This is a genomic window from Streptomyces sp. NPDC002138 (assembly GCF_040296485.1).
In the GTDB taxonomy this organism is placed as follows: Bacteria; Actinomycetota; Actinomycetes; order Streptomycetales; family Streptomycetaceae; genus Streptomyces.
Window position 1 is genome coordinate 1 of the sequence record NZ_JBEOXE010000068.1, and the last position, 21,405, is coordinate 21,405.

General features: G+C 72.5%; 11 protein-coding genes and 1 riboswitch. Of the genes, 4 read left to right on the forward strand and 7 right to left on the reverse strand.

Translation table 11 applies throughout. From position 1 onward, the window contains the following. Positions 1–138: 138 nt before the first annotated feature. On the reverse strand, positions 139–1,200 hold the full coding sequence (locus ABT084_RS31255) for a phosphatidylinositol-specific phospholipase C domain-containing protein (RefSeq protein WP_351051089.1): 1,062 nt from the start codon (positions 1,198–1,200) through the stop codon (positions 139–141). A gap of 156 nt (positions 1,201–1,356) precedes the next feature. After that, a complete protein-coding gene (locus ABT084_RS31260; protein WP_351051092.1) occupies positions 1,357–2,286 on the reverse strand; it encodes an oxidoreductase in 930 nt (309 codons plus the stop codon). A 182-nt stretch (positions 2,287–2,468) separates the two neighbouring features. On the opposite strand from ABT084_RS31260, the gene cbiE reads away from it, so the two are divergent. From cbiE to ABT084_RS31275, 3 genes are all read left to right on the forward strand, one after another. Further along, positions 2,469–3,800, forward strand: a complete 1,332-nt coding sequence (cbiE, locus tag ABT084_RS31265) for a precorrin-6y C5,15-methyltransferase (decarboxylating) subunit CbiE (RefSeq protein WP_351051095.1) — start codon at positions 2,469–2,471, stop codon at positions 3,798–3,800. Next, positions 3,797–4,546 (forward strand): precorrin-4 C(11)-methyltransferase, encoded by a 750-nt coding sequence (gene cobM, locus ABT084_RS31270; RefSeq protein ID WP_351051097.1) that lies wholly within the window; start codon positions 3,797–3,799, stop codon positions 4,544–4,546. Before cbiE ends, cobM begins: the two co-directional genes overlap by 4 nt. A 244-nt stretch (positions 4,547–4,790) precedes the next feature. After that, on the forward strand, positions 4,791–5,564 hold the full coding sequence (locus tag ABT084_RS31275; RefSeq protein ID WP_351051141.1) for a cobalt-precorrin-6A reductase: 774 nt from the start codon (positions 4,791–4,793) through the stop codon (positions 5,562–5,564). Positions 5,565–5,574: 10 nt separating this feature from the next. Here the strand turns inward: ABT084_RS31275 and ABT084_RS31280 are convergent, their stop codons facing one another. The 3 genes from ABT084_RS31280 to cobG are packed head-to-tail and all read right to left on the reverse strand — an operon-like array spanning position 5,575 to position 9,255. Then, entirely contained in the window at positions 5,575–7,107 is a 1,533-nt protein-coding gene (locus ABT084_RS31280; protein ID WP_351051100.1) for a precorrin-2 C(20)-methyltransferase, read from the reverse strand. Beyond that, on the reverse strand, positions 7,104–7,751 hold the full coding sequence (locus tag ABT084_RS31285) for a precorrin-8X methylmutase (RefSeq protein ID WP_351051102.1): 648 nt from the start codon (positions 7,749–7,751) through the stop codon (positions 7,104–7,106). The genes ABT084_RS31280 and ABT084_RS31285 overlap by 4 nt, the downstream gene beginning before the upstream one ends. 7 nt (positions 7,752–7,758) lie before the next feature. Continuing rightward, on the reverse strand, positions 7,759–9,255 hold the full coding sequence (gene cobG, locus ABT084_RS31290) for a precorrin-3B synthase (protein ID WP_351051105.1): 1,497 nt from the start codon (positions 9,253–9,255) through the stop codon (positions 7,759–7,761). A gap of 312 nt (positions 9,256–9,567) precedes the next feature. Then, positions 9,568–9,699: riboswitch (cobalamin riboswitch) on the forward strand. Positions 9,700–9,739: 40 nt separating this feature from the next. Between cobG and cobN the strand changes: the two genes are divergently transcribed. After that, complete coding sequence (gene cobN / locus ABT084_RS31295) at positions 9,740–13,366, forward strand: cobaltochelatase subunit CobN (RefSeq protein ID WP_351051106.1); 3,627 nt, start codon at positions 9,740–9,742, stop codon at positions 13,364–13,366. 251 nt (positions 13,367–13,617) lie between these two features. Here the strand turns inward: cobN and ABT084_RS31300 are convergent, their stop codons facing one another. Further along, a complete protein-coding gene (locus ABT084_RS31300) occupies positions 13,618–14,040 on the reverse strand; it encodes a hypothetical protein (protein WP_351051109.1) in 423 nt (140 codons plus the stop codon). A 23-nt stretch (positions 14,041–14,063) separates the two neighbouring features. Next, entirely contained in the window at positions 14,064–21,350 is a 7,287-nt protein-coding gene (locus ABT084_RS31305; protein ID WP_351051111.1) for a polymorphic toxin-type HINT domain-containing protein, read from the reverse strand. Positions 21,351–21,405: the final 55 nt, after the last annotated feature.

Genomic DNA, 21,405 nt, shown 5'->3' on the forward strand with positions numbered 1-21,405 from the left:
TTCCGCGGCGGGGACCTGCTCGACATCGACACCGACGGCGAGCGCATCTGGTGGCCGCCCCCGGAGGGCAAGCGGCACCCGCACCCGCCCCCAACCCCCCAGGCCCCCCAGGCCCCCCAGGCTCCCCGCGACCCGGCGTCAGCCGCGCGGCACGACGCTCGCCAACACCCCCGGCAGCGGATACCAGTCGGCCGAGACCACGGACGCGTGGTACCGCCCGGCGAGCAGCGCCACCCGCTCACGCGCCTGAGCCTCGGTCGGATTGACACCGTCGATGGCGGGCGCCACCCCCTGCGCATCGGTGGCGATGAGCAGATAGTGGTTCCGGTCGTACCACCCCGTGTCAACCGCCGCCGCGGTGTACGCACTCGCATCCCCGTCGAAGACCACGAACCACCCCCGCAGCCCCGCATCGGCGTACCGCACCCGCGGGTCCCCCGCCCCGGCCCCGTGCACCGCCGGGAAGGCCGCGGCCTGCCCGAGCCGCCCGCCCGCGGCAAGGGTGCGCAGGTACGTGGCGTACTCCCGGTCGGTCCACAGGGTGTCGGCGGGGTTCCCCTCCTCCACGGTGCCCGGGATCAGCTCGATCAGGAACTTCCCCGCGAGGGCGGACCGGTTCGGCCAGGCCCCCGCACGCGCGGCGCTGTCCAGGTCGGGATGGCCCGCGGCCAGGTCCCCCGGCCGGTAGAGGGCGTCACCGAGGCGCGCCGTGAGCAGCGCGTCGAGGTCGGCCGGCCCGCGCCCGAGGTTGGCCGCGAAGCCGTCCTTGAGCTCCATCTTGATGACGACCGGCCGGTGCCCGGGGTGCGCGTCGTGCCAGCTGCGCAGGTCCGCGAGGCAGCCCGCGAGGTTCTGGTTGCGGGACTTGGTGCGCAGCTGCGCGGGCGTGGTGGCGTTCTCGCAGTTGTTGTCGTTGCCGACCGGATTGCTGTGGGAGACGCGCCAGGAGCTGCCGAAGAAGTTCGTCCACACGTCGAGTTCGAGCATCGCGGCCCCGGAATCCAGGGCGTCCGCGAAGTACGGGTACTTGGCCTTCTCGTAGGCGTTGTGCACGCCGACACCGGTGGACCCGGCGAAGGGCAGATCCGCGCCCGCGGCCGCGGTCCGCGCCGGGGCGGCCCCGGCGGGGACGGTGACGAGGGCGAGGGCGGCGGCCACGACGACGGTGACGGCCGCGGCCATCCGGTTGCGGGATCTCATACGGGTGTCCCCTATCGGTCCAGCCGACGCCGGTGCGGCGGCAAGTCGGCTGGAGCGTAAGGGAGTTGGGTGAAGAACGGAAAGACCGCGGGTGGCCCCCGGGGGTAACCCGCGGTCAGGGGCGGAGGGGTCCCCCTGGTGCCGTGACCGGAAAGGTCAGCGCACGAGGGAGTCGTACGAGACGGATGTGAGCTCCTGCGAAGCGGCCCAGAGCGCTTCGGAGGACGTGTCGTCCAGGGTCCACTTCGCCCGCCGCGACGGGGCGGGCGCGCCGCGCAGGCCGAACTTCGGCCCGATGAAGGCGTCGGGGCGCACCCCGGGCGCGGTGGCCGCGTACAGGGTGGGGAGCGCGCCGGACGCGGCGGGCTGCGCGACGACCACGTTCGCGAACGCCATGATCCGCTCGGTGACCTTGCGGCCCTCCTGCTTCGCGGCGGCGGTCTGGAGGTTGGTGTCCGCGTAACCGGGGTGGGCGGACGCCGCGACGATGTCGGAGCCGGCGGTGGCGAGCCGCCGGGCCAGCTCGTGCACGAAGAGCAGATTGGCGGTCTTGGAGCGGCCGTAGGCAGTCCAACGCCGGTATTCCCGCTCGCTGTTGAGGTCGGTGAGGTCGATGTCGGCGAGGGCGTGGAAGCCGCTGGACAGGGAGACGATCCGGGCACCGGGCGTGCGCAGGAGGTGCGGCAGGAGCAGCCCGGTGAGGGCGAAGTGGCCGAGGTGGTTGACCCCGAACTGGGTCTCGAACCCGTCGGCGGTGCGCCCGTACGGCACGGCCATCACCCCCGCGTTGTTGACGAGGAGGTCGAGGGTGTCCCGCCCGCTCGCGTAGGCGGCGGCGAACCCCCTCACGGACCGGAGATCCGCGAGGTCCAGCGGCGCGAACTCGACGTCTGCGCCCGGCACTTCACCGCGCAGGAGCGCCTCGGCGGCCCGGCCGCGGGCCTCGCTGCGGCAGGCCAGCACGACCCGCGCTCCGCGCCGGGCCAGCTCACGGGCGGCGACGTAGCCGATGCCGCTGTTGGCCCCGGTCACCACGGCCGTGCGCCCGCTCTGGTCGGGAACGTTCTCCGCTGTCCACCCCGGCATGCCGACTCCCTCACCCGCGCCACCATGGTTACCAGCGGTAACCGCCTCTTCTCCCAGCCTATCCGCCCCGGTGCGCCGCGCTGCCGCAACGGCGGGCATTCGCCGTGGTCACCCCCGGTCCAGGGGGTCGGGCGCGGGCCAGTAGAGTGCGGTCCCACCCCCTTCCCCCGAGGTACCTCGCCATGAGCCCCCTGCCATCCCCCACCGCGAGCGACGGGCCGTCCGCCCCGCCCGTCGCGCCGGTCACGGTCGTCGGAATCGGCGCGGACGGCTGGGCCGGGCTCACCGGCGCCGCCCGGGACGCGCTGACCGCCGCCGAGGTGCTGATCGGCGGCCCGCGCCAGCTGGTGCTGCTGCCGGACGCCGCGTGCGCGGGCGAGCGGGTGTCCTGGCCGAGCCCGCTGCGGCCCGCCGTCCCCCTGCTGCTGGAGAAGTACGCCGGTCTGCGGATCGCGGTGCTGGCGAGCGGCGACCCCATGTTCTACGGGATCGGGCGCGCCCTGTCCGAGGAGCTGGGCCCGGCCGCGCTGCGGGTCCTGCCGCACCCCTCGTCCGTGTCCTACGCGTGCGCGCGGGCGGGCTGGCCGGTGGAGGACACCGAGGTGGTCACGGTCGTGGGCCGGCCGGTGGCCCGGCTCGCCGCCGCCCTGCACCAGGGGCGCCGGGTGCTGGTACTGAGCGCCGGCGCGGGCACCCCGGGCGAGATCGCCGCGCTGCTGCGGGAGCGGGGCTTCGGCCCGAGCCGGATGCGGGTCATGGAGCAGCTCGGATCCGCTGACGAGCGTACGTACGAGGGCACGGCGGACCGGTGGGAGCACGCCCCCGGCGACCCCCTCAACGTGGTCGCCGTCGACTGCGTCCGGGCCGCGGACGCGCGGCGCCTGGGCGCGGGCCCCGGGCTGCCCGACTCCGCCTACGAGCACGACGGCCAGCTGACCAAGCGCCACGTCCGGGCCGCGACGCTGGCCGCCCTGGCCCCCGCGCCCGGGGAGCTGCTGTGGGACATCGGCGGCGGCTCCGGCTCCATCGGCATCGAGTGGATGCGCACGCACCCGTCCTGCCGCGCGGTGACGGTGGAACGCGACCCGGAGCGGGCCGCGCGGATCACCCGTAACGCCGACGCCCTGGGCGTGCCCGCGCTGCGCGTGGTCCTCGGCGCCGCGCCGACCGCCCTCGACGGACTGCCCGCGCCCGACGCGGTGTTCATCGGCGGCGGGCTGACCGCGCCGGGGCTGCTGGACGCGGTGTGGGCGGCCCTGCCGGTCGGCGGGCGGCTGGTGGCGAACACGGTCACGCTGGAGTCGGAGGCCCTGCTCGCGCGGTGGTACCGGCGCCACGGCGGCGACCTGGTCAAACTCGCCGTCGCGCACGCGGTGGCGGTCGGCGGCTTCACGGGCTGGCGCCAGGCGATGGCGGTCACCCAGTGGTCGGTGACGAAGACGGCGGACGAACCGGCCGAAGAGCCGACGGCACAGGCACAGGCACAGGCACAGGAAGCAGAGGACCGGACATGACCGTGTACTTCATCGGAGCGGGCCCCGGGGCCGCGGATCTGATCACGGTGCGCGGCGCGCGTCGGCTCGCCGCCAGCCCGGTGTGCCTGTACGCGGGCAGCCTCGTCCCGCGTGAACTGCTGGCCGAATGCCCGGCGGACGCCCGGCTCGTCGACACCTCGCGGCTCAACCTGGACGAGATCCTGGCCGAGTTCACCGCCGCGCACGCGGCCGGGCTGGACGTGGCGCGGCTGCACTCGGGCGACCCGTCCGTGTTCAGCGCGGTGGCCGAGCAGATGCGGCGCCTGGACGCGGCGGGGATCCCGTACGAAGTCGTCCCGGGCGTACCGGCGTTCGCGGCCGCGGCGGCCGCGCTGAAGCGGGAGCTGACGGTGCCGACGGTCGGGCAGACGGTCATCCTGACCCGGATCGCCCAGCAGGCCACCCCGATGCCGGAGGGCGAGGACCTGGCGACCCTGGGCCGCAGCGGCGCGCTCCTGGTCCTGCACCTGGCCACGCGGTACGTCGACCGGGTGGTCGAGGAACTCCTGCCGCACTACGGGGCGCAGTGCCCCGTCGCGGTGGTGGCGATGGCCAGCCGCCCGGACGAACTGATCCTGCGCGGCACCCTGGCGGACATCGCGGACGCGGTGAAGTCGGCGGGCCTGGTCCGCACGGCGGTCATCATCGTGGGCCGCACCCTGGCCGCCGCCCAATTCCCCGACAGCCACCTCTACTCCCCCACCCGCGACCGCCATGCCTGCTGAGGAAACCCCCCCACCCGGGCTGCGCCCAACCCCAGCCCGCCCGGCACCCGCCACCCACCCAACTCCAGCCCGCCCGACACCCGGCGTTCAGCCAAATCCAGCCCGTCCGACACCCGGCACCCACCCAACTCCAGCCCGTCCGACACCCGGCACCCACCCAAATCCAGCCCGCCCGGCACCCGGCGCTGAGCCAAATCCAGCCCGTCCGGCGCTTGAGGACCCGCCGGAGGCACCGGCGAAGCCACTGGCGGCCCACCCCACCCCCCGCCACGTCCTGATCCTCGGCGGCACCACGGAGGCCCGCCGCCTCGCCGAGCTCCTCGCGGCCGAGCCGGAGCCGGGCCTCACCGTCACGACCTCCCTCGCGGGCCGCGTCACGAACCCCGTCCTCCCGCCCGGCGCCAGCCGAATCGGCGGCTTCGGCGGCCCCCAAGGCCTGGCCACCTGGCTGCACACCCACGCGGTGGACGCGGTCGTCGACGCCACCCACCCCTTCGCGGAACGCATGAGCTTCAACGCCGCCACCGCCTGCGCCACGGCCGGCGTCCCCCTGCTCGCCCTGCGCCGCCCCGCCTGGACCCCGGCCCCCGGCGACGACTGGCACCACGTCCCCACCCTCGCCGCGGCCGCCGCGGCCCTGCCCGCCCTGGGCAGCCGCGCGTTCCTGACCACGGGCCGTACGGACCTCGCCGCCTTCGCCCACCTCGACGGGACCTGGTTCCTGGCCCGCTCGGTCGACGCCCCCACGGCCCCCCTGCCCTGGCAGACCCATGTCCTGCTGGCCCGCGGCCCGTTCACCCTCGACGGCGAGCGCGAGCTCATCCGCGAGCACCGCATCGACGTCCTGGTGACGAAGGCCAGCGGCGGCTCGGCCACGGCCCCGAAACTGGCGGCGGCCCGCGAGGCCGGCATCCCGGTGCTCGTGGTCGACCGCCCACCGGTCCCCCGGGGCGTACCCGCGGCCGTCTCCCCCGAGGCCGCGGCGGCCTGGCTGCGCGCGCGCAGCCAGACCACCTGACCCGTACTCCCTACTGCTCCGGGTAGCGCCGCGGCGTCCAGACGATCTGCCGCCCGTCACCGCGCCGCACCACCCGGGTCTGCGACGACCCGATCAGCAGCAGCGTCCGCATGTCCACCTGCGCCGGATCCAGATCGGCCAGCCGCACGATCCGGATGGACTGCTCGGGCCCGCCCACATCGCGGGCCAGCACCACCGGGGTGTCCGCCGCCCGGTGCTCGAGCAGAAGTTCGCGGGCCTTGCCGACCTGCCATGTCCGGCTGCGCGAGCCGGGGTTGTAGAGCGCGAGGACCAGATCGGCACCGGCCGCCGCGTGCAGCCGCTCCGCGATGACCTCCCACGGCTTGAGCCGGTCGGAGAGCGAGATCGTGGCGTAGTCGTGGCCGAGCGGCGCACCCGCGGCGGCGGCCGCGGCGTTGGCCGCGGTCACCCCGGGCAGCACCCGGACCGGGATGTCCTGGTGCTCCTCCTGCGAGGCCACCTCCAGGACGGCCGTGGCCATCGCGAAGACACCCGGGTCGCCGCCCGAGACCACCGCGACGCGCTGCCCGCGCCGGGCCAGGTCCAGCGCGAATTCGGCGCGTTCGGACTCGACCTTGTTGTCGGAGCCGTGCCGGATCTGGCCCGGCCGCACGGGCACCCGGTCCAGGTACGTCGTGTACCCGACCAGCGCGTCCGCGTCGGCCAGCGCCCGCCGGGTCTCGGCGGTCAGCCACAGCGGTCCGGCCGGTCCGGTGCCCACGACCGCGACCTCGCCGACGGAGTCCGCCGACGGCGCGGGCCGGGAGCCGGGGTTGCCGATCCGGCTCGGCAGCACGGCGACGGCGAAGTACGGAACCGTCTCGGGGTCGGTGTCGGCGAGCATCCCGGTGCGTTCGCCGGCCATCGTCGCGCGCTCGACGTACCGCGCCTCGGGCAGCCGCCCGGACGCTTCCATCGCCCGCCGCACGGCGGGGAAGGTACGGCCGAGCTTCATCACCACGGCGGAGTCGGTGGCGGCCAGACGGGCCGTCAATTCGTCCTCGGGCAGGGTGCCGGGCAGGATCGTCAGCACCTCCTCGCCCTCGACGAGCGGGGTCTGCAGCCGGGCCGCGGCGGCGCTCACGGAGGTGACCCCGGGGATCACCTCGGTCGCGTACCGGTCGGCGAGCCGCTTGTGCATGTGCATGTACGAGCCGTAGAAGAGCGGGTCGCCCTCGGCGAGCACGGCCACGGTCCGGCCCGCGTCGAGGTGCGCGGCGAGCCGGGCGGCGGACTCCTCGTAGAACTCCTCCATCGCCCCCTGGTAGCCGCCGGGGTGATCGGTGCTCTCGGTGGTCAGCGGGTAGACCAGCGGCTCTTCGATGTGGTCCGCGCGCAGGTGGGCGGCGGCGATGGAGCGTGCGATGGACCGGCCGTGGCGGGCGCTGTGGTAGGCGACGACGTCCGCCTCCGCGATCACCTGGACGGACCGCAGCGTCATCAGCGACGGATCGCCGGGCCCGAGCCCGACACCGTAGAGCCGCCCGGCGGCCGTCTCCGGAACAGGAGTGGTGGTGCTCATTCTTCCTCGCTCGCGATCGCGTTGAGTGCGGCGGCGGCCATGGCGCTGCCGCCGCGCCGCCCCCGGACGATCAGGTGGTCCAGCCCCGAGGGATGCGCGGCGAGCGCGTCCTTGGACTCGGCGGCGCCGATGAAGCCGACGGGCACGCCGATGACGGCGGCCGGGCGCGGGGCGCCCTCCTCGATCATCTCCAGCAGCCGGAAGAGAGCGGTCGGCGCGTTGCCGACGGCGATCACGGAACCTTCCAACAGGCCGCGGTCGCGCCAGAGTTCGAGGGCGGCGGCGCTGCGCGTGGTGCCCATCTTCGCGGCGAGCTCCGGCACTTCGGGATCCGACAGGGTGCAGATCACCTCGTTGTCGGCGGGCAGCCGCTTGCGGGTGACCCCGCTCGCGACCATGCGTACGTCGCACAGGATGGGCGCCCCGGAGTGGAGCGCGGCGCGGGCGCGCAGCACGACGTCCGGCGTGTAGCCCAGATCCTTGGTCAGGTCGGTCATCCCGCACGCGTGGATCATGCGCACGGCGACCTGCGACACCGAAGCGGGCAGCCCGGCGAGGTCCGCCTCGGCGCGGATCGTGGCAAAGGACTGGCGGTAGATCGCGGCGCCGTCCTTCTCGTACTCGAACACTGTGTACTCGCTCATCTCTTCACTACGTCTGCTGCTGAGGCTGCTGGGGCTGCTGAGGCTGATCGGTCTGCTGAGGCTGATCGGTCTGCTGGGGATGCTGGGTCGGCTGGGTCTGCGTCACCATGGCATCCGCTTCCGCGAGGGCCGCGGTCAGGTCGGGCGCCGTCGCCGGTACGTCGTCCCGCACCGGGCGCCCCGCCCGCCCGGCCACCGCGAGGGCGTACCCCCGGGGCCCGGCGACCAGGTCCAGCCAGACGGCCGCGCGCGGATGCCCGCAGCGCCGCTCGCACCCGGACCAGTGCACCGGCGGCGCCGCGCCGCCCGCCCGGGCCCCGGCGGCCGCCACGACCGCCCGCGCGTCGGCCCGTACGTCGGCCAGCGCCTTCGCGCAGCCGGGCCGCCCGGTACAGGCGCTCACGTTCTCCCACGGATCGCCGGGCGCGGTGACCAGCCCGGCTCCGGCGAGCCGCGCGAGGGCGTCCGGCGTGGTGGCCGCGTCGGCGCCGGGGACGACGATCCCGCGCCAGGGGGTGAGCCGCAGGGTCCCGGCCGCGGCGGCGGCCGCGGCGGCCAGCAGGCGCCACTGACCGGTGGTCAACCGCCCCATCGGGGCCAGCACCGAGAGCGCGACGCGCTCCGCGTCGGGCCCCACGACCGCGCCGGGGCCGGGGCCCGCGGCCGCCCTGCCCGCGCTCGCGCCGAACCAGTGGGATTCGTCGGCCCTTTCGACCCTCTCGGCCCCCTCGGCCCCCTCGGCCCGCTCGGCCCGCTCGGCCCGCTCGGCCGAAATGCCCTGCTCCCGCAGCCGGTTGAGCAACTCACCCGCCCGCAGCCGGTGTTCGGCGGGCAGTTCACCCACCCGCCAGGCCTTGGTCCCGGCGCCGCGCACCGCGTCGAGGAAGTAGTGCGCCGCCGTCAGCGCGGCCCGGGGCGCGTCCCGAGGGTCGACCGCCACCGCGTCGGTGTCATTGTGCGTCCACAGCACGGCCGTTCCGGCGCGCAGCGCGCGGACGCTCACGTCGGGGGCGAGCGAGGTCACGTCACCGCGCCCGTCGTCGAGGGCGAAGAGGAAGCGCCCCGACAGGGCGGCCGCCGCCTCGCTCCCGCACAGCAGCCGGTCCAGCTCCGCGACCCAGGGCGTGACATCGGCGTGCCCCTGCCCGTCGAGCCCGGACAGCGGCGAGGCGACGATGTTGCGCACGCGTTCGTGGGTGGCGGCCGCGGCGGGCAGCAGTCCGGCGCCGGCCAGCAGGGCGGCCAGTTCGCCGCCGCAGCCCGCGCCGAGGCCGCGCAGCTGCGCGTTGCCGCGGGAGGTGAGGTCGAGGTGCCCGTCCCCGAGCCGGTCCGCCGCGTCGGCCAGCACGGCGGCCGCCTCCGCGGTGAGCAGGCCGCCGGGGATCCGGACCCGGGCGAGGTGGCCGTCGTCCGCCGCGTGCAGGCGCAGCGCGCCGGGGCAGGCGTCACCACGGTCCCGTATGACGGGTTCGTCCCGGGACGCGGCGGAGGTGGGCGGGGGCATGGCGGCGAGCATACCCACGATCGGGGCCGCCCGGCCTGTGTCCGTCACCACGCCACTGGTCCCCCGGGTGCGGGTGCATGGGGCCTCCGGCGGGTCCTCAAACGCCGGACGGGCTGAATTCCCCGGGCACATCCAGCCCGCCCGGCGATTGAGGGCCCGCCGGAGGCCCCACGACCCGAAGGGTTCGTCGCACGCAGGCCCCGGCAGCCAATCCCAGCCCCGCCGGCGTTTGAGGCGCCACCACAGGCACCGACACCGGCCCCCACCTGCCGTTCACTTGCCACGGCACCTAAGATGACCCCTCGACGGGCCATTCGGCCCGTCATCGCCGAGGACGGCGACATGGGAGGAAGCCCGGTGAGATTCCGGCGCGGTCCCGCCACTGTGAATCCGGCAGCCGCCAGCGGCGCCACCGGGTGAGTCAGGAACTCCCGTCGTCCTCACTGCCCGGGGCGCGGAAACCCCGAGGAAGGCCCGCCGCCGCATGATCCTGCTGCTGTCGACGTCCGACACCGATCTGCTCAGTGCCCGCGCCTCGGACGACGGCCCGGTCCCGTACCGGTTCGCGAACCCTTCCCGGCTCCCCCTCGACGACCTCCCCGCGCTGCTCGACGGCGCGGACCTGGTCGTCGTACGCCTCCTCGGCGGCCTGCGCGCCTGGCAGGAGGGGCTCGATCTGCTCCTCGCCGCCGACCAGACCCGCCCGGTCGTCGTGCTGACCGGCGAACAGGCCCCGGACGCCCAGCTGATGGAGGCGTCCACCGTCCCCATCGGCATCGCGGCCGAGGCGCACGCCTACCTCGCGCACGGCGGCCCCGCCAACCTGGAGCAGCTGGCCCGCTTCCTCTCGGACACCGTGCTGCTCACCGGCCACGGCTTCGAGCCGCCCGCCGCCGCTCCCACCTGGGGGCGGCTGGAGCGCGCGGCGGAGCCCGCCGCCGGTCCCCGGATCGCGGTGCTCTACTACCGCGCCCACCACATGAGCGGCAACACCGCCTTCGTGCACGCCCTCTCGGACGCCGTGGTGGACGCGGGCGGCGTGCCCGTCCCGCTGTACGTCTCCTCGCTGCGCTCCCCCGAACCGGAGCTGCTCGCCGAGCTGGCGACGGCCGACGCCATCGTGACGACCGTCCTCGCGGCGGGCGGCACCCGTCCCGCCGAGGCCTCGGCGGGCGGCGACGACGAGTCGTGGGACGCGGGCGCGCTCGCCGCGCTCGACGTGCCGATCCTGCAGGCGCTGTGCCTGACCGGTTCGCGCGCCACCTGGGAGGAGAGCGACGAGGGCCTGTCCCCGCTCGACTCGGCCAGCCAGGTCGCGGTGCCGGAGTTCGACGGCCGGCTGATCACCGTCCCGTTCTCCTTCAAGGAGATCGACGAGGACGGCCTCCCGGCGTACGTCGCCGATCCCGAACGGGCCGCCCGGGTCGCCGGCATCGCCGTGCGCCACGCCAGGCTGCGGCACACCCCGAACGCCGAGAAGCGGATCGCGCTCGTCCTCTCCGCGTACCCCACCAAGCACTCCCGCATCGGCAACGCGGTCGGCCTCGACACCCCCGCCAGCGCCGTCGCCCTGCTGCGCCGGCTGATCGCGGAGGGCTACGACTTCGGCCCGGCCGAGGAGATCCCCGGCCTGGTCTCCGGCGACGGCGACGAGCTGATCCGCGCGCTGATCGAGGCGGGCGGCCACGACCAGGACTGGCTCACCGAGGAGCAGCTGGCCCGCAACCCGGTCCGGATCCCGGCCGCCGACTACCGCCGCTGGTACGCCGGTCTCCCCGGCGAGCTGCGCGAAGGCGTCGAGCGGCACTGGGGGCAGGCTCCCGGCACCATGTTCCTGGACCGCTCCCGCACCGCGACCGGCGGCGACCCCGACGGCGACATCGTGCTGGCCGCGCTGCGCCGCGGGAACCTGCTCATCCTCATCCAGCCGCCGCGCGGCTTCGGCGAGAACCCGATCGCGATCTACCACGACCCCGATCTGCCGCCCTCGCACCACTACCTGGCCGCCTACCGCTGGATCCAGGCCGCGGCCGAGGACGGCGGCTTCGGCGCCGACGCCATGATCCACCTGGGCAAGCACGGCAACCTGGAGTGGCTGCCCGGCAAGAACGCGGGCCTCTCCGCCGCGTGCGCGCCGGACGCCGCCCTCGGCGACCTGCCGCTCGTGTACCCGTTCCTGGTCAACGACCCGGGCGAGGGCACCCAGGCCAAGCGCCGGGTGCACGCGACCCTGGTCGACCACCTGGTGCCGCCGATGGCCCGCGCGGAGTCGTACGGCGACATCGCGCGCCTGGAACAGCACCTGGACGAGTACGCGCAGATCTCCTCCATGGACCCGGCCAAGCTGCCGGCCATCCGCGCCCAGATCTGGACCCTGATCCAGGCGGCGAAGCTGGACCACGACCTCGGTCTCGAAGCCCGCCCGGACGACGACGGGTTCGACGACTTCCTGCTGCATGTCGACGGCTGGCTGTGCGAGGTCAAGGACGCCCAGATCCGCGACGGTCTGCACGTGCTGGGCGGCGCCCCGGCCGGCACCGACCGGGTCAACCTGGTCCTGTCCATCCTGCGCGCCCGCCAGATCTGGGGCGGGACGACGGCGCTCCCGGGCCTGCGCGAGGCGCTCGGCCTGGACGAGGCCGCGCCCACCCGCACCTCGGCCGACGAGGTCGAGGCCGTGGCCCGCACCTTGGTCGAGGCCATGGAGGCGGCCGACTGGGCCCCTTCGGCCGTCGCCGGTGTCGCCGCGGGCCACCCGGCCGGGGTCGCGGACATCCTCACCTTCGCGGCGACCGAGGTGGTCCCGCGGCTGGCGGCGACCACGGACGAGCTGACCCACGCGGTGCACGCGCTGTCGGGCGGCTTCGTCCCGGCGGGCCCGTCCGGTTCGCCGCTGCGCGGGCTGGTGAACGTACTCCCCACGGGTCGCAACTTCTACTCGGTGGACCCGAAGGCCGTGCCCTCGCGCCTCGCGTGGGAGACCGGGCAGGCCCTCGCCGACTCGCTGCTGACCCGCTACCGCACGGACAACGGCGAATGGCCCGCCTCCGTCGGCCTCTCCCTGTGGGGTACGAGCGCCATGCGCACGGCGGGCGACGACGTGGCGGAGGCGCTGGCGCTCCTCGGCGTCCGCCCGGTGTGGGACGAGGCCTCGCGCCGGGTGACCGGGGTCGAGGCGATTCCGCTCGCGGAGCTGGACCGTCCGCGCATCGACGTCACGCTGCGCATCTCGGGCTTCTTCCGCGACGCGTTCCCGCACGTGATCGGCCTGCTGGACGACGCGGTGCGGCTGGCGGCCGGGCTGGACGAGCCCGCCGAGCAGAACTTCATCCGGGCGCACGCCCAGGCGGACCTGGCCGAGCACGGCGACGAACGGCGCGCGACCACCCGTATCTTCGGCTCGCGCCCGGGGACGTACGGCGCGGGCATCCTCCAGCTGATCGACTCCCGTGACTGGCGTACGGACGCCGACCTGGCGGAGGTCTACACGGTGTGGGGCGGCTACGCCTACGGGCGCGGCCTGAACGGCCGCTCCGCGCGCACCGAGATGGAGACGGCGTACAAGCGCATCACGGTGGCCGCGAAGAACACGGACACGCGCGAGCACGACATCGCCGACTCGGACGACTACTTCCAGTACCACGGCGGCATGGTGGCCACCGTCCGCGCCCTGCGCGGCACGGCCCCCGAGGCGTACATCGGCGACTCGACCCGCCCGGAGACGATCCGCACCCGCACCCTGGTGGAGGAGACCTCCCGGGTCTTCCGCGCCCGCGTGGTGAACCCGAAGTGGATCGAGGCGATGCGCCGCCACGGCTACAAGGGCGCCTTCGAGCTGGCGGCGACCGTGGACTACCTCTTCGGGTACGACGCCACGACGGGCGTGATCGCCGACTGGATGTACGACAAGCTCACGCAGACGTACGTCCTGGACCCGGAGAACCGCGCGTTCCTGGAGGAGGCCAACCCCTGGGCCCTGCACGGTATCGCCGAACGCCTGCTGGAAGCGGAATCCCGCGGCATGTGGGAGAAGCCGGACGCGGAAACCCTCGAAGCCCTGCGCCAGGTCTACCTGGACACGGAGGGCAACCTGGAAGCGGAAGCGGAGTAACGCGCCCCGACGACCCCGCCGTCCTCCTCACCCGCCGCAAGGGTGAGGAGGACGGCCTTTTCGCGGTCATGTCCCAGGACCCGGAGTACGCGCGGTACATCGCGGCCCTGCAGCGCGCGCGAACACGGCGACCGCGCGGCCTTCCTGTCGGCCCTGACCCGAGCCCGGCGGGGTGACGCATAACGGGCCCGCCGGATCAGGGTCGTCCCCTGGCCGACGGGCCCGCTGCGTGTCCGGGTTCAGCTCACTGTTCAGATGAACGGACCATCGAGCACTTCGTACTCACACCAGGTTCCGATCGCATACTGCTTGGAGTACTCCCCTGGCCGACCCACCTGATCCGGTTCCCACTCGTCCGGGCCCGGATCAAGATCTAGAACGACCCGATCGGAGGTGAGGTCGAGGTTCAAGCCGTCCGACAGGACGAAGTACGAGTACTGCTTGCTACAGGGGAACTGGTACTCGTACAGGCCACCCACCGCGATCTGGACGAGCACCCACGCGTGGTCGCGCGTCCCATCCATGGCCTGGATGTCGAACGTCGCCACGTGGTCCTTGCCGGAGCCCGGCCTCGGCAGGTGCAATCGGATGCCCGTGATCACACCATCCTCGAATCCGGAGAACCGGTCGAAGAACTCCCTGGAGCCCTCGACGGTGAGCCTCACAGCGGCCATCTGTGAACCTTTCAGAAATCGGTTTAGGGAGCGAGGTTCCAACCCGGTGGGAGATCGGCGGCCGGGATGTGGGGAGCATCGGGACCATGTCCAGATGGCTTTCGTGGCTCCTCGAACACATGACCATGAGGCCCGCCCGTGTTGTGATGCTTGAAATCGAAGTGCCCGACGGCGTCACCGTTCTCATTGTAAATAGTGTTCTGGACGGGAGTACCGTCCTTCCCCGTCCGGGTGTACACAGAATGCGGGGTCGCGCCCGACATGGGCGCCTTCTCCGTACCCGAGGTGTGCCCTCCGACCGGCATCCCGTTCTCGTCGAGCGGGAATTCGTGCGGGTCGGTCGGGCAGTTGTGCACCAGTACGTCGGAACCACCTGCTCGCACATAGTACGTGTGGAGGTTCTCCACCGTGAGGTTGTGCGTGGTGACGGCGTAGGGGTAATTGCGGGTGGCCTGGACGGTCAGGAAGGAGCCGCCGGGCTGTCGGAGCTGTTCACCCGCGGTGAGTTCACCGGCATCGACCCACTGGTGGCGCGTCTCGCTCCAGTAGGGGTGGTGGTAGGTGGAGGTGATCGTCGCGGGCGGGCCGCGGGGGCTCGCCTCATCAGTGAGGGTGAGGTCCGTGAAGTCCTTGTCGTCCGGCGTGGTGATGGTGGCCGAGACGGTCTCGGGCCGGGTCTCCCCGGTCTGCGGGTCGGTGGCCATGACCACGTCGCCGTCCTTGACCTCCTCGATGGCCTTTGCGCTGCCGTCGGCCATCAGGACCTGGACACCTGCGGGGAAACTGTTGCAGGTCACGCCGGGCTCGGGATCCGAACCGGCACTGCCTCGGGACTCTCCACCGCCAGTACGGGGCTCTTCGGCGCCAGCGGACGACTCTGCGTCGGCCCGCTCCTTGCCAGCCTTGCTCTCCGTGCCCGCGCTATCGCTGACGGACTCCTTCTCGGCCTTTTCCGCACCTGATTTGACAGCCTTGGACTCGGCCTGACGGGCCTCCTTGACCGCCTTCTTGGCCGTACTGAAGGCCTCCGCAGCGCGGGCGGCTCCCTTTTCCGCCGAGTGGATGGCGTCGTAGGCCTTGTTCACTTCCTTGTAGATCTTGAAGGCCTTGATGCCGATCTTCACGGCCTTGAAGAGCTTGCCCCAGGGGACGAAGTTCAAGGCCGTGTTGATGCAGGCCATGACGTCGCCCTTGGTGAAACAGTCCCGGGCGTCGTTGAAGCCGATCAGGTCACCGACGATGTCGATGACTTCCTCGATGAGCTGGTCTCGCTTCTTCTTGGCCTTGGCGACGTTTGCGTTGGCGGTGGCCAGCTGGCGTGCGGGCTCCTCGGTCTCGTCCTCCCAATAGACGGGACTCACGTGGCTCTCGGTGTAATTGACCTGCTCACTGCACGGGTTGCCGTCGCCACCACAGGTGAACGACCTCAGACCGCTGGGGTCCGACGCATTGACCGGGCTGTTGTTGGAGTAGGCGTACGCGTTCCACTGCTGGGGATCGCTCGCGTCGATGATCGGGTCCGGGCTGATGAAACGCCCCGTCACGGGATCGTATTCGCGGGCTCCGAGGAGGGTGAAGCCGGTGGCCTTCTCCTTGGTGCCGCCAACGAAGCCCTTGTCACCCGCCCAGGCGCCCGCGCCCGGCTGGGTGCCGCGCGCGTTGCCGAACGGGTCCGCGGGCCGGCGCACGTGCGCGAGGTCGGCCGCGTTGAACTGGACTCCGCCCGTGCCGTGGTGGTCCGCGCACTGATAGGTCAGCGTCGAGGTGCCGCCGGTGGTGGTGCGGGTGACGGACAGACCGCCTGGTGCCCCGTACGTGCGGACATTGGTGACCTTCTTGCTGGCGGTGTCCAGGGTGATCTGGTCGCTGCCGAGGAGCAGGGTGGTGCTGTTGGGGTCGCGGCGGATGAGCTGGTTGCCGGCGGTGTCGTAGAGGTAGCCGGTGCCCGCGCTTTCACCGGTCCCGACGATCTTGTCGAGCTTGCCCTGACCGTCCCAGGTGAGGGCTTTGGTGCCGGAGGTACTGGTGATACCTGCGGTGTTTCCAGTCGCGTCGTAGGTGTAGGAGGTGACCTTGGTACCGGCCTGGCTGGTCTCGGTGGAGGTCATGAGCGCGTGCGGGCCGCCCGTGCCGCCGCCCGTCTTGGGGTCGGTGGACGGGGTGTTGGGGCCGGTGCCGAAGGTCTGGGTGACCGTCGTGTCCTTGGCCGTGGCTCCGGTGACGTCCTTCTTCACCAGCTTGGTGCGATTTCCGAGCCTGTCGTACTCGTACTGCTGCCAGTACGGAGCCGGACCGCCCACACTCGGCTTGCCCGTGCCGTCGACGGCTGGTCCGCCGCTGTTGGCGCACCCGCCGATGCCACGGACGCTGGGCTGCGGCGCAGTGGTCTGGGCACCTGTGTCGGTCCACGCCTGGGTGAGGCGGCCGAGGTAGTCGTGTGTGAAGCACTGCAGGTCGCGCGCCGCGCCGTCCTGCGTGTCCCCGATCGAGGTCAGTCGGCCGACCTGGTTGTAGGTGTAGTCCATGACGTCGACGCTCGCCGTCGCCGCCGTCTGCTTGTCCAGCGTGGAACGCACCTGGAGCCCAGTGGCCCCGTCGTAGTCGACGGTGGACACGACCTGCTTGCCCGTCGCCCCGACCGTGGTCCGGATCGCGCGGCCGCTCGGGTCGTAGCGCACGTCCACGACGTACGGCGTCTGTACCAGACCGATCTTCCCGCCCAGCGAGGTCGTGTTGCCCGCGACGTCGGTACCGAAGGTCAGGGTTTCGGTGTTCAGGCCCGCCTTGGAGACGGCCGGCAGCTGCATGTTCTGCAACTGACCGTAAGGGCTGTATGTGTTCTTCGTTTCGTAGACGCCGGCCAGTTCCTTCTCCGCCGCCGGGATCGTCGTCTTGTTGCCGACCGGGCGGTAGCCGCCGTCGTAGCCGGTGACCTCCGATACGTACGCGCTACCCGTTGCGCCACCCACGTACCGGGTGGTACTGGTGGGCTTGCCCAGGGCGAGGGTGTCGTAGGCGAAGGCGCCCACCTGCTTCGCCGGGTCGGCCGCCGTGCCCTCGTACGTCGCGACGGCGCGGCCGAGGAGATCGCTGACCGTCGTGACGCTCTTGCCACGGGCGTCGGTGGAGGTGACGAGGTTCTTGCTGTCGTCGTAGACCGTGCTACCGGTGCCCGCGTCCGGGTCGGCGGCCTTCACCTGGCGGCCGAGGAGGTCGTAGGCGAAGCTCCACTCGTTGCCGGCGGAGTCCTTGCGCCACAGCTCCTGCCCCTGGCCGCTGTACCCGTACGTGGTTTCGTCGTACGCGCCGGTGGGCGTGTTCGACTTGTATTGGCGCAGGGCGACCTTCTGGCCCTTGCCGTCGGTGATCGTCGCGGTGGCGAAACCACCACTCGGCGGAATGGAGCGGACCTCGTCGGCGCCCGGGTACTCGGTCCTGGACCTGGACTGCTCGACGCCGTAGGACTGGAAGACGGATGCCGTCGTCCGGCCGAGACCGTCGAAGACCGAAACGGTCTGCGACGGGATCTTGCTGTCCGGGTTGACGCCGCCGTTGGGCAGGAAGAGCGCCCCGGACGGGGAGCCCTGGTCCGTGTAGTACGCCGCGCTCGTCTTGACCTGCCAGCCGTGCGAGTCGAACAGCGCGTCCGTCAGCATCCGCCCCGTCACGCCCGACGCCGGGTTGGCCTGGGTCTGGCGAATACGGCCGAGACCGTCGTAGATCGTGTAGCTGGAGGTGTACGAGTCGTCGTTCATGAGCGCCTGGCTCAGAACAGTGGACGGGGCGTTGGTCCCGTTCATCGCGTACGAGAACGTGCGGACCGGCAGCGCGCTGTTCGCACGCTCCTGACCGGGTTGCCAGATGGACACGACGCGGCCGAGGGCGTCGTAATCGCGCTCGGCGACATGCGTGTTCTCGTCAGTCGTCTTCAGCGGCAGCGAGCGGCCGATGTCGAGGGTCGTGACCGACTTCCAGCCCAACGGGTTGGTGTGGGTGACCTCGGTGGGCACCACGCCGGTGGCGGGCTTGTAGTCCGTTTTGGTCACCGCTCCACCGGGGTGGGCGGCGTCCTTGCGCACCTTGTTGGTGTTGCTGGTGACGCGGCCGTACGCGTCGTACGTCGAGGTGGAATTGAGGCGGTAGACCGGCTTTCCGGCGCTGTCGTACTTCTCCAGGACCTCGGTGCCCGTGCCGTCGGCGGTGGCACCCACCTGGCCGAGCGGCAGACCGTCGAAGTACGACCGGGTGTCGCCCACGGTGTTCGCGGCGGTCGGCGTCTGACCACAGCTACCCGAAAGGACGAGCGTGCGGGACGGGACCTCCGCCACCGCGCCGCCGGGACCCGTCGGGTACTCGAAGGTGGTGCACAGTCGCTGGTCGGTGCGCGACAGGTCCTTGTTGTCGTCGACCTGGAGCGGACGCGTCGCCACCGTGCCGTCATACGTCGACGTGCGTTCCGACGTACCCCAGCTTCCGTTCGCGAGCTTGGCCCGGATGGTGACCTTCGCCGTGTTCCTCGCCCGCGCCGTGATCGGCGGCATGCCGCCGGACTGGGCGCGGGTCGCGGTGACCGGACCGAGCCACGGCGTGGTGACCTCGTCCGAGACGACCGTGCCGCCATCGGCGTCGTAGGTCTCGCTCTGCCGGACGAAGCCGGACAGTACGTCCTCGTCCTTGATGGAGCCGCCCTGGGCGTCGCCCACGGACACGGTGCGCTTGGTGCCGTTGGCGAGCGTGTCACCGTCCATGCCCCGCAGGTAGGTGACCACGCTCTTGGTGCGCGGAGCCTCGGTCGCGTTGCCGCTGCCCGAGCGCGTGGTGACCGTGGCGAAGCCGCGGAACTGGTCCCAGGTGCGGGTCTTCGCGTCGGTGAACTCGGAGTCGTTGCGGTGCCAGGCGATGCCGCCGCCGTACTCGTACTCCACCACCGTGGGCACCTGGCCGGCGACCAGGTCCTGCTGGGTGACGGACTGGACGACGATCTTGTTGAACCAGTCGTTGACCGGGTCCGCGAAGGACTGACCGGGCAGGTACCACTTGACCGGCATGCAGGCCATCGTGTTGCCGTCCTCGGAGGACGGCATCGTGTTCTTCAGGCGCGAGCACTCCGGGGCCTTGTAGACCACGTTGATGCGGCCACCGGTCTCGGTGGTGATCGCCTGGATGCGGGGCCGGTTGTAGCGGGGCGCGGAGGCTTCGGTTCCGTCCGGGCGCTTGACGACGCCGTCGACGCGGTTGGCGATCTGCAGCGGCTGGAAGGTGACCGCCGGGAGGGTGATCGGGGTCTTGCCGTTGGAGCCGGTGCGCTGGATGGAGTCGAGCCACAGGGTCGGGGAGGTGCCGTCGCCCGGGTCCTGGAAGGACTGGTTGAGGGTGTAGGTGTCGACGACGCGCGGGGCGGTGCCGGTCCACACCTGGGTGGTGATCTTGGTGAACTTCTTCGTCGAGAAGAAGGTCGGGGAGAGGTTCAGGCACTGGCCGGTCGCCGCGCACTCCTGGTCGACGGGAGTGTCGGGCCAGGACTTGGCGTTCGCCTTCGTGCGCTGCGCGGGGTCACAGGTGATGGCCCCGGCCGCGACACAGCGCTCCGAGGTGGCGAGGGAGACTTCGGCGGCCGGCTTGGCCGCCCCCTTGGCAGCGATCTGCTCGGGCAGGCGCTGGCCGTAGCCGATCCAGGTCGGGTAGCTGCCGCGCTGGTAGGCGGTCAGCGTGCCGTTGCCGTTGTTCTGGCCGCCGCCGCGCCCGTAGTAGTTGTTCTCCTGCTCGTAGCGGTAGGAGACCAGGTTCTGGTGCGGGTCCACGACGTAGTCGAGGTTCCATTCCCAGCCCAGCTGCTGCCACGTGCCGTTGGCCGGTGTGTCGGCGCCGAGGCACTTGTCCTGGCCGCTGTTGAAGTAGACGGGGACCGTGGAGACCGACTTGGCCTCGGGGTCCGTGCCGTCGCCGCCCGGCAGGCGGTTGGAGCCGAAGTAGTACTGGGTGCCGTCGGTCGTGGTGACCTTGAAGCCCTCGCCCTTCCACGCGCTGTTGCGCTGACCGGTCAGGCGCTCGATCTTCGTGCCGTCCTCGCCCTGGAGGCGGTAGACGCAGGTGGTGTCGTCGCGCACGATCTGGCCGGCGTGACCCGCCAGACTCAGCGAGAGGATGTCTCCGGCCCAGCACTCGTCGCCCGACTCGGCGATCCCCGCGTCCTTGCACGACTTGTACGTACGAGAGATCGAGCCCGGGCTCCAGTCCCAGCCCTCACCGATCGGGCCCGCCTGCGCGTTCGTCGAGGCGGTACGGCCGTCGATGGAGGACGAGTCGTACCCGAGACCGATGCTCGGTGCGCCGCCCGCGATGGAGGAGGGCACCTCGACGGTGTAGCCGTAGGTGAAGTTCGCGGCGTTCGCGCCCGCCTGCCAGGAAGCCGAGGGCAGCAGCGGCGTCGCGGTGAAGTCACCGCTCGCGCCCGAGGGGCCGGGTTCGACGGCCAGCGCCACGCCCTGCGTCGCCAGCATCTGCGGAGCGGCCGCCGGAGCGGACCTCGCGCCCGATGCCGCAGCGGACTGCGGGGCCGCCGGGGCCGACTGCGCCTTCAGCGCCGTCGTTCCCGGGTTCTTCGGTACGTCGACGTCCGCGACCAGCCGCCCGGAGGCGTCCCGCTGGGACGCGACCGGCGTACGGGCCGTACAGCCCGCAGCGCCCGGGGTGACCAGGGCACATGCCGGCAGCTGCACCAGCCGGGCCCGGTCGGCCCAGTTCGCGCCCGCGGACTTCGCCCACGCCGCGACGTCGAAACCGACCCGGACCCTGCCCGAGGGAGCCGCACCCGCGGCATCCGTCAGAGCGACCAGCGCGCCGTTGACACCGGCGGCACGGGCCTTGTCGCCGTCCTTCACCTCGACCTGCAGCGCCGGGTCAACAGCCGTGGCTGCACCCGCCCCGAGGGCCAGCTCGGACAGCTTCGCGGCCGGACGCTTCGAGTCCGCTCCGGGCGCGACCCACACCGGCAGCGAACCGGCCTGGACCGAAGTGGAGCCGGTGATGGGCCGCGGAGCCGCGGCAGAACCGAGAGCCACGGTCGCCGCACCCGCGGGCGCGAGCGCCCCGGCGGGCGGGGTCCACTTCCGGCCGCTCGGCGCCGGCTTGGCCGCCGGCTTGGCATCGGTGCCCTTGACGGGCTTGGTGTTCGGCAGGGATGTCTTCGGCGGTACCCACACCTTGGGCGGCTTGTCAGCCGCCTCGACCGCGGGAAGCCCGAGGCCGGAGGTGAAGACCGCGAGCGCGGCGACGGCCGCGACACGTGCTCGTACACGCCGTGAAGGCATGACGAACCCACTCCAAAGAGACAACTGATATCCCCCCACAGGATTCAGGAAGCAT

What these genes read in the sequence shown, in the direction of transcription:
- cbiE (WP_351051095.1), top strand. Translation starts at nt 2,469, where the DNA reads ATGAGCCCCCTGCCATCCCCCACCGCGAGCGACGGGCCGTCCGCCCCG.
- cobG (WP_351051105.1), bottom strand. Translation starts at nt 9,255, where the DNA reads ATGCCCCCGCCCACCTCCGCCGCGTCCCGGGACGAACCCGTCATACGG.
- ABT084_RS31280 (WP_351051100.1), bottom strand. Translation starts at nt 7,107, where the DNA reads ATGAGCACCACCACTCCTGTTCCGGAGACGGCCGCCGGGCGGCTCTAC.
- cobN (WP_351051106.1), top strand. Translation starts at nt 9,740, where the DNA reads ATGATCCTGCTGCTGTCGACGTCCGACACCGATCTGCTCAGTGCCCGC.
- ABT084_RS31305 (WP_351051111.1), bottom strand. Translation starts at nt 21,350, where the DNA reads ATGCCTTCACGGCGTGTACGAGCACGTGTCGCGGCCGTCGCCGCGCTC.
- ABT084_RS31255 (WP_351051089.1), bottom strand. Translation starts at nt 1,200, where the DNA reads ATGAGATCCCGCAACCGGATGGCCGCGGCCGTCACCGTCGTCGTGGCC.
- cobM (WP_351051097.1), top strand. Translation starts at nt 3,797, where the DNA reads ATGACCGTGTACTTCATCGGAGCGGGCCCCGGGGCCGCGGATCTGATC.
- ABT084_RS31260 (WP_351051092.1), bottom strand. Translation starts at nt 2,286, where the DNA reads ATGCCGGGGTGGACAGCGGAGAACGTTCCCGACCAGAGCGGGCGCACG.
- ABT084_RS31300 (WP_351051109.1), bottom strand. Translation starts at nt 14,040, where the DNA reads ATGGCCGCTGTGAGGCTCACCGTCGAGGGCTCCAGGGAGTTCTTCGAC.
- ABT084_RS31285 (WP_351051102.1), bottom strand. Translation starts at nt 7,751, where the DNA reads ATGAGCGAGTACACAGTGTTCGAGTACGAGAAGGACGGCGCCGCGATC.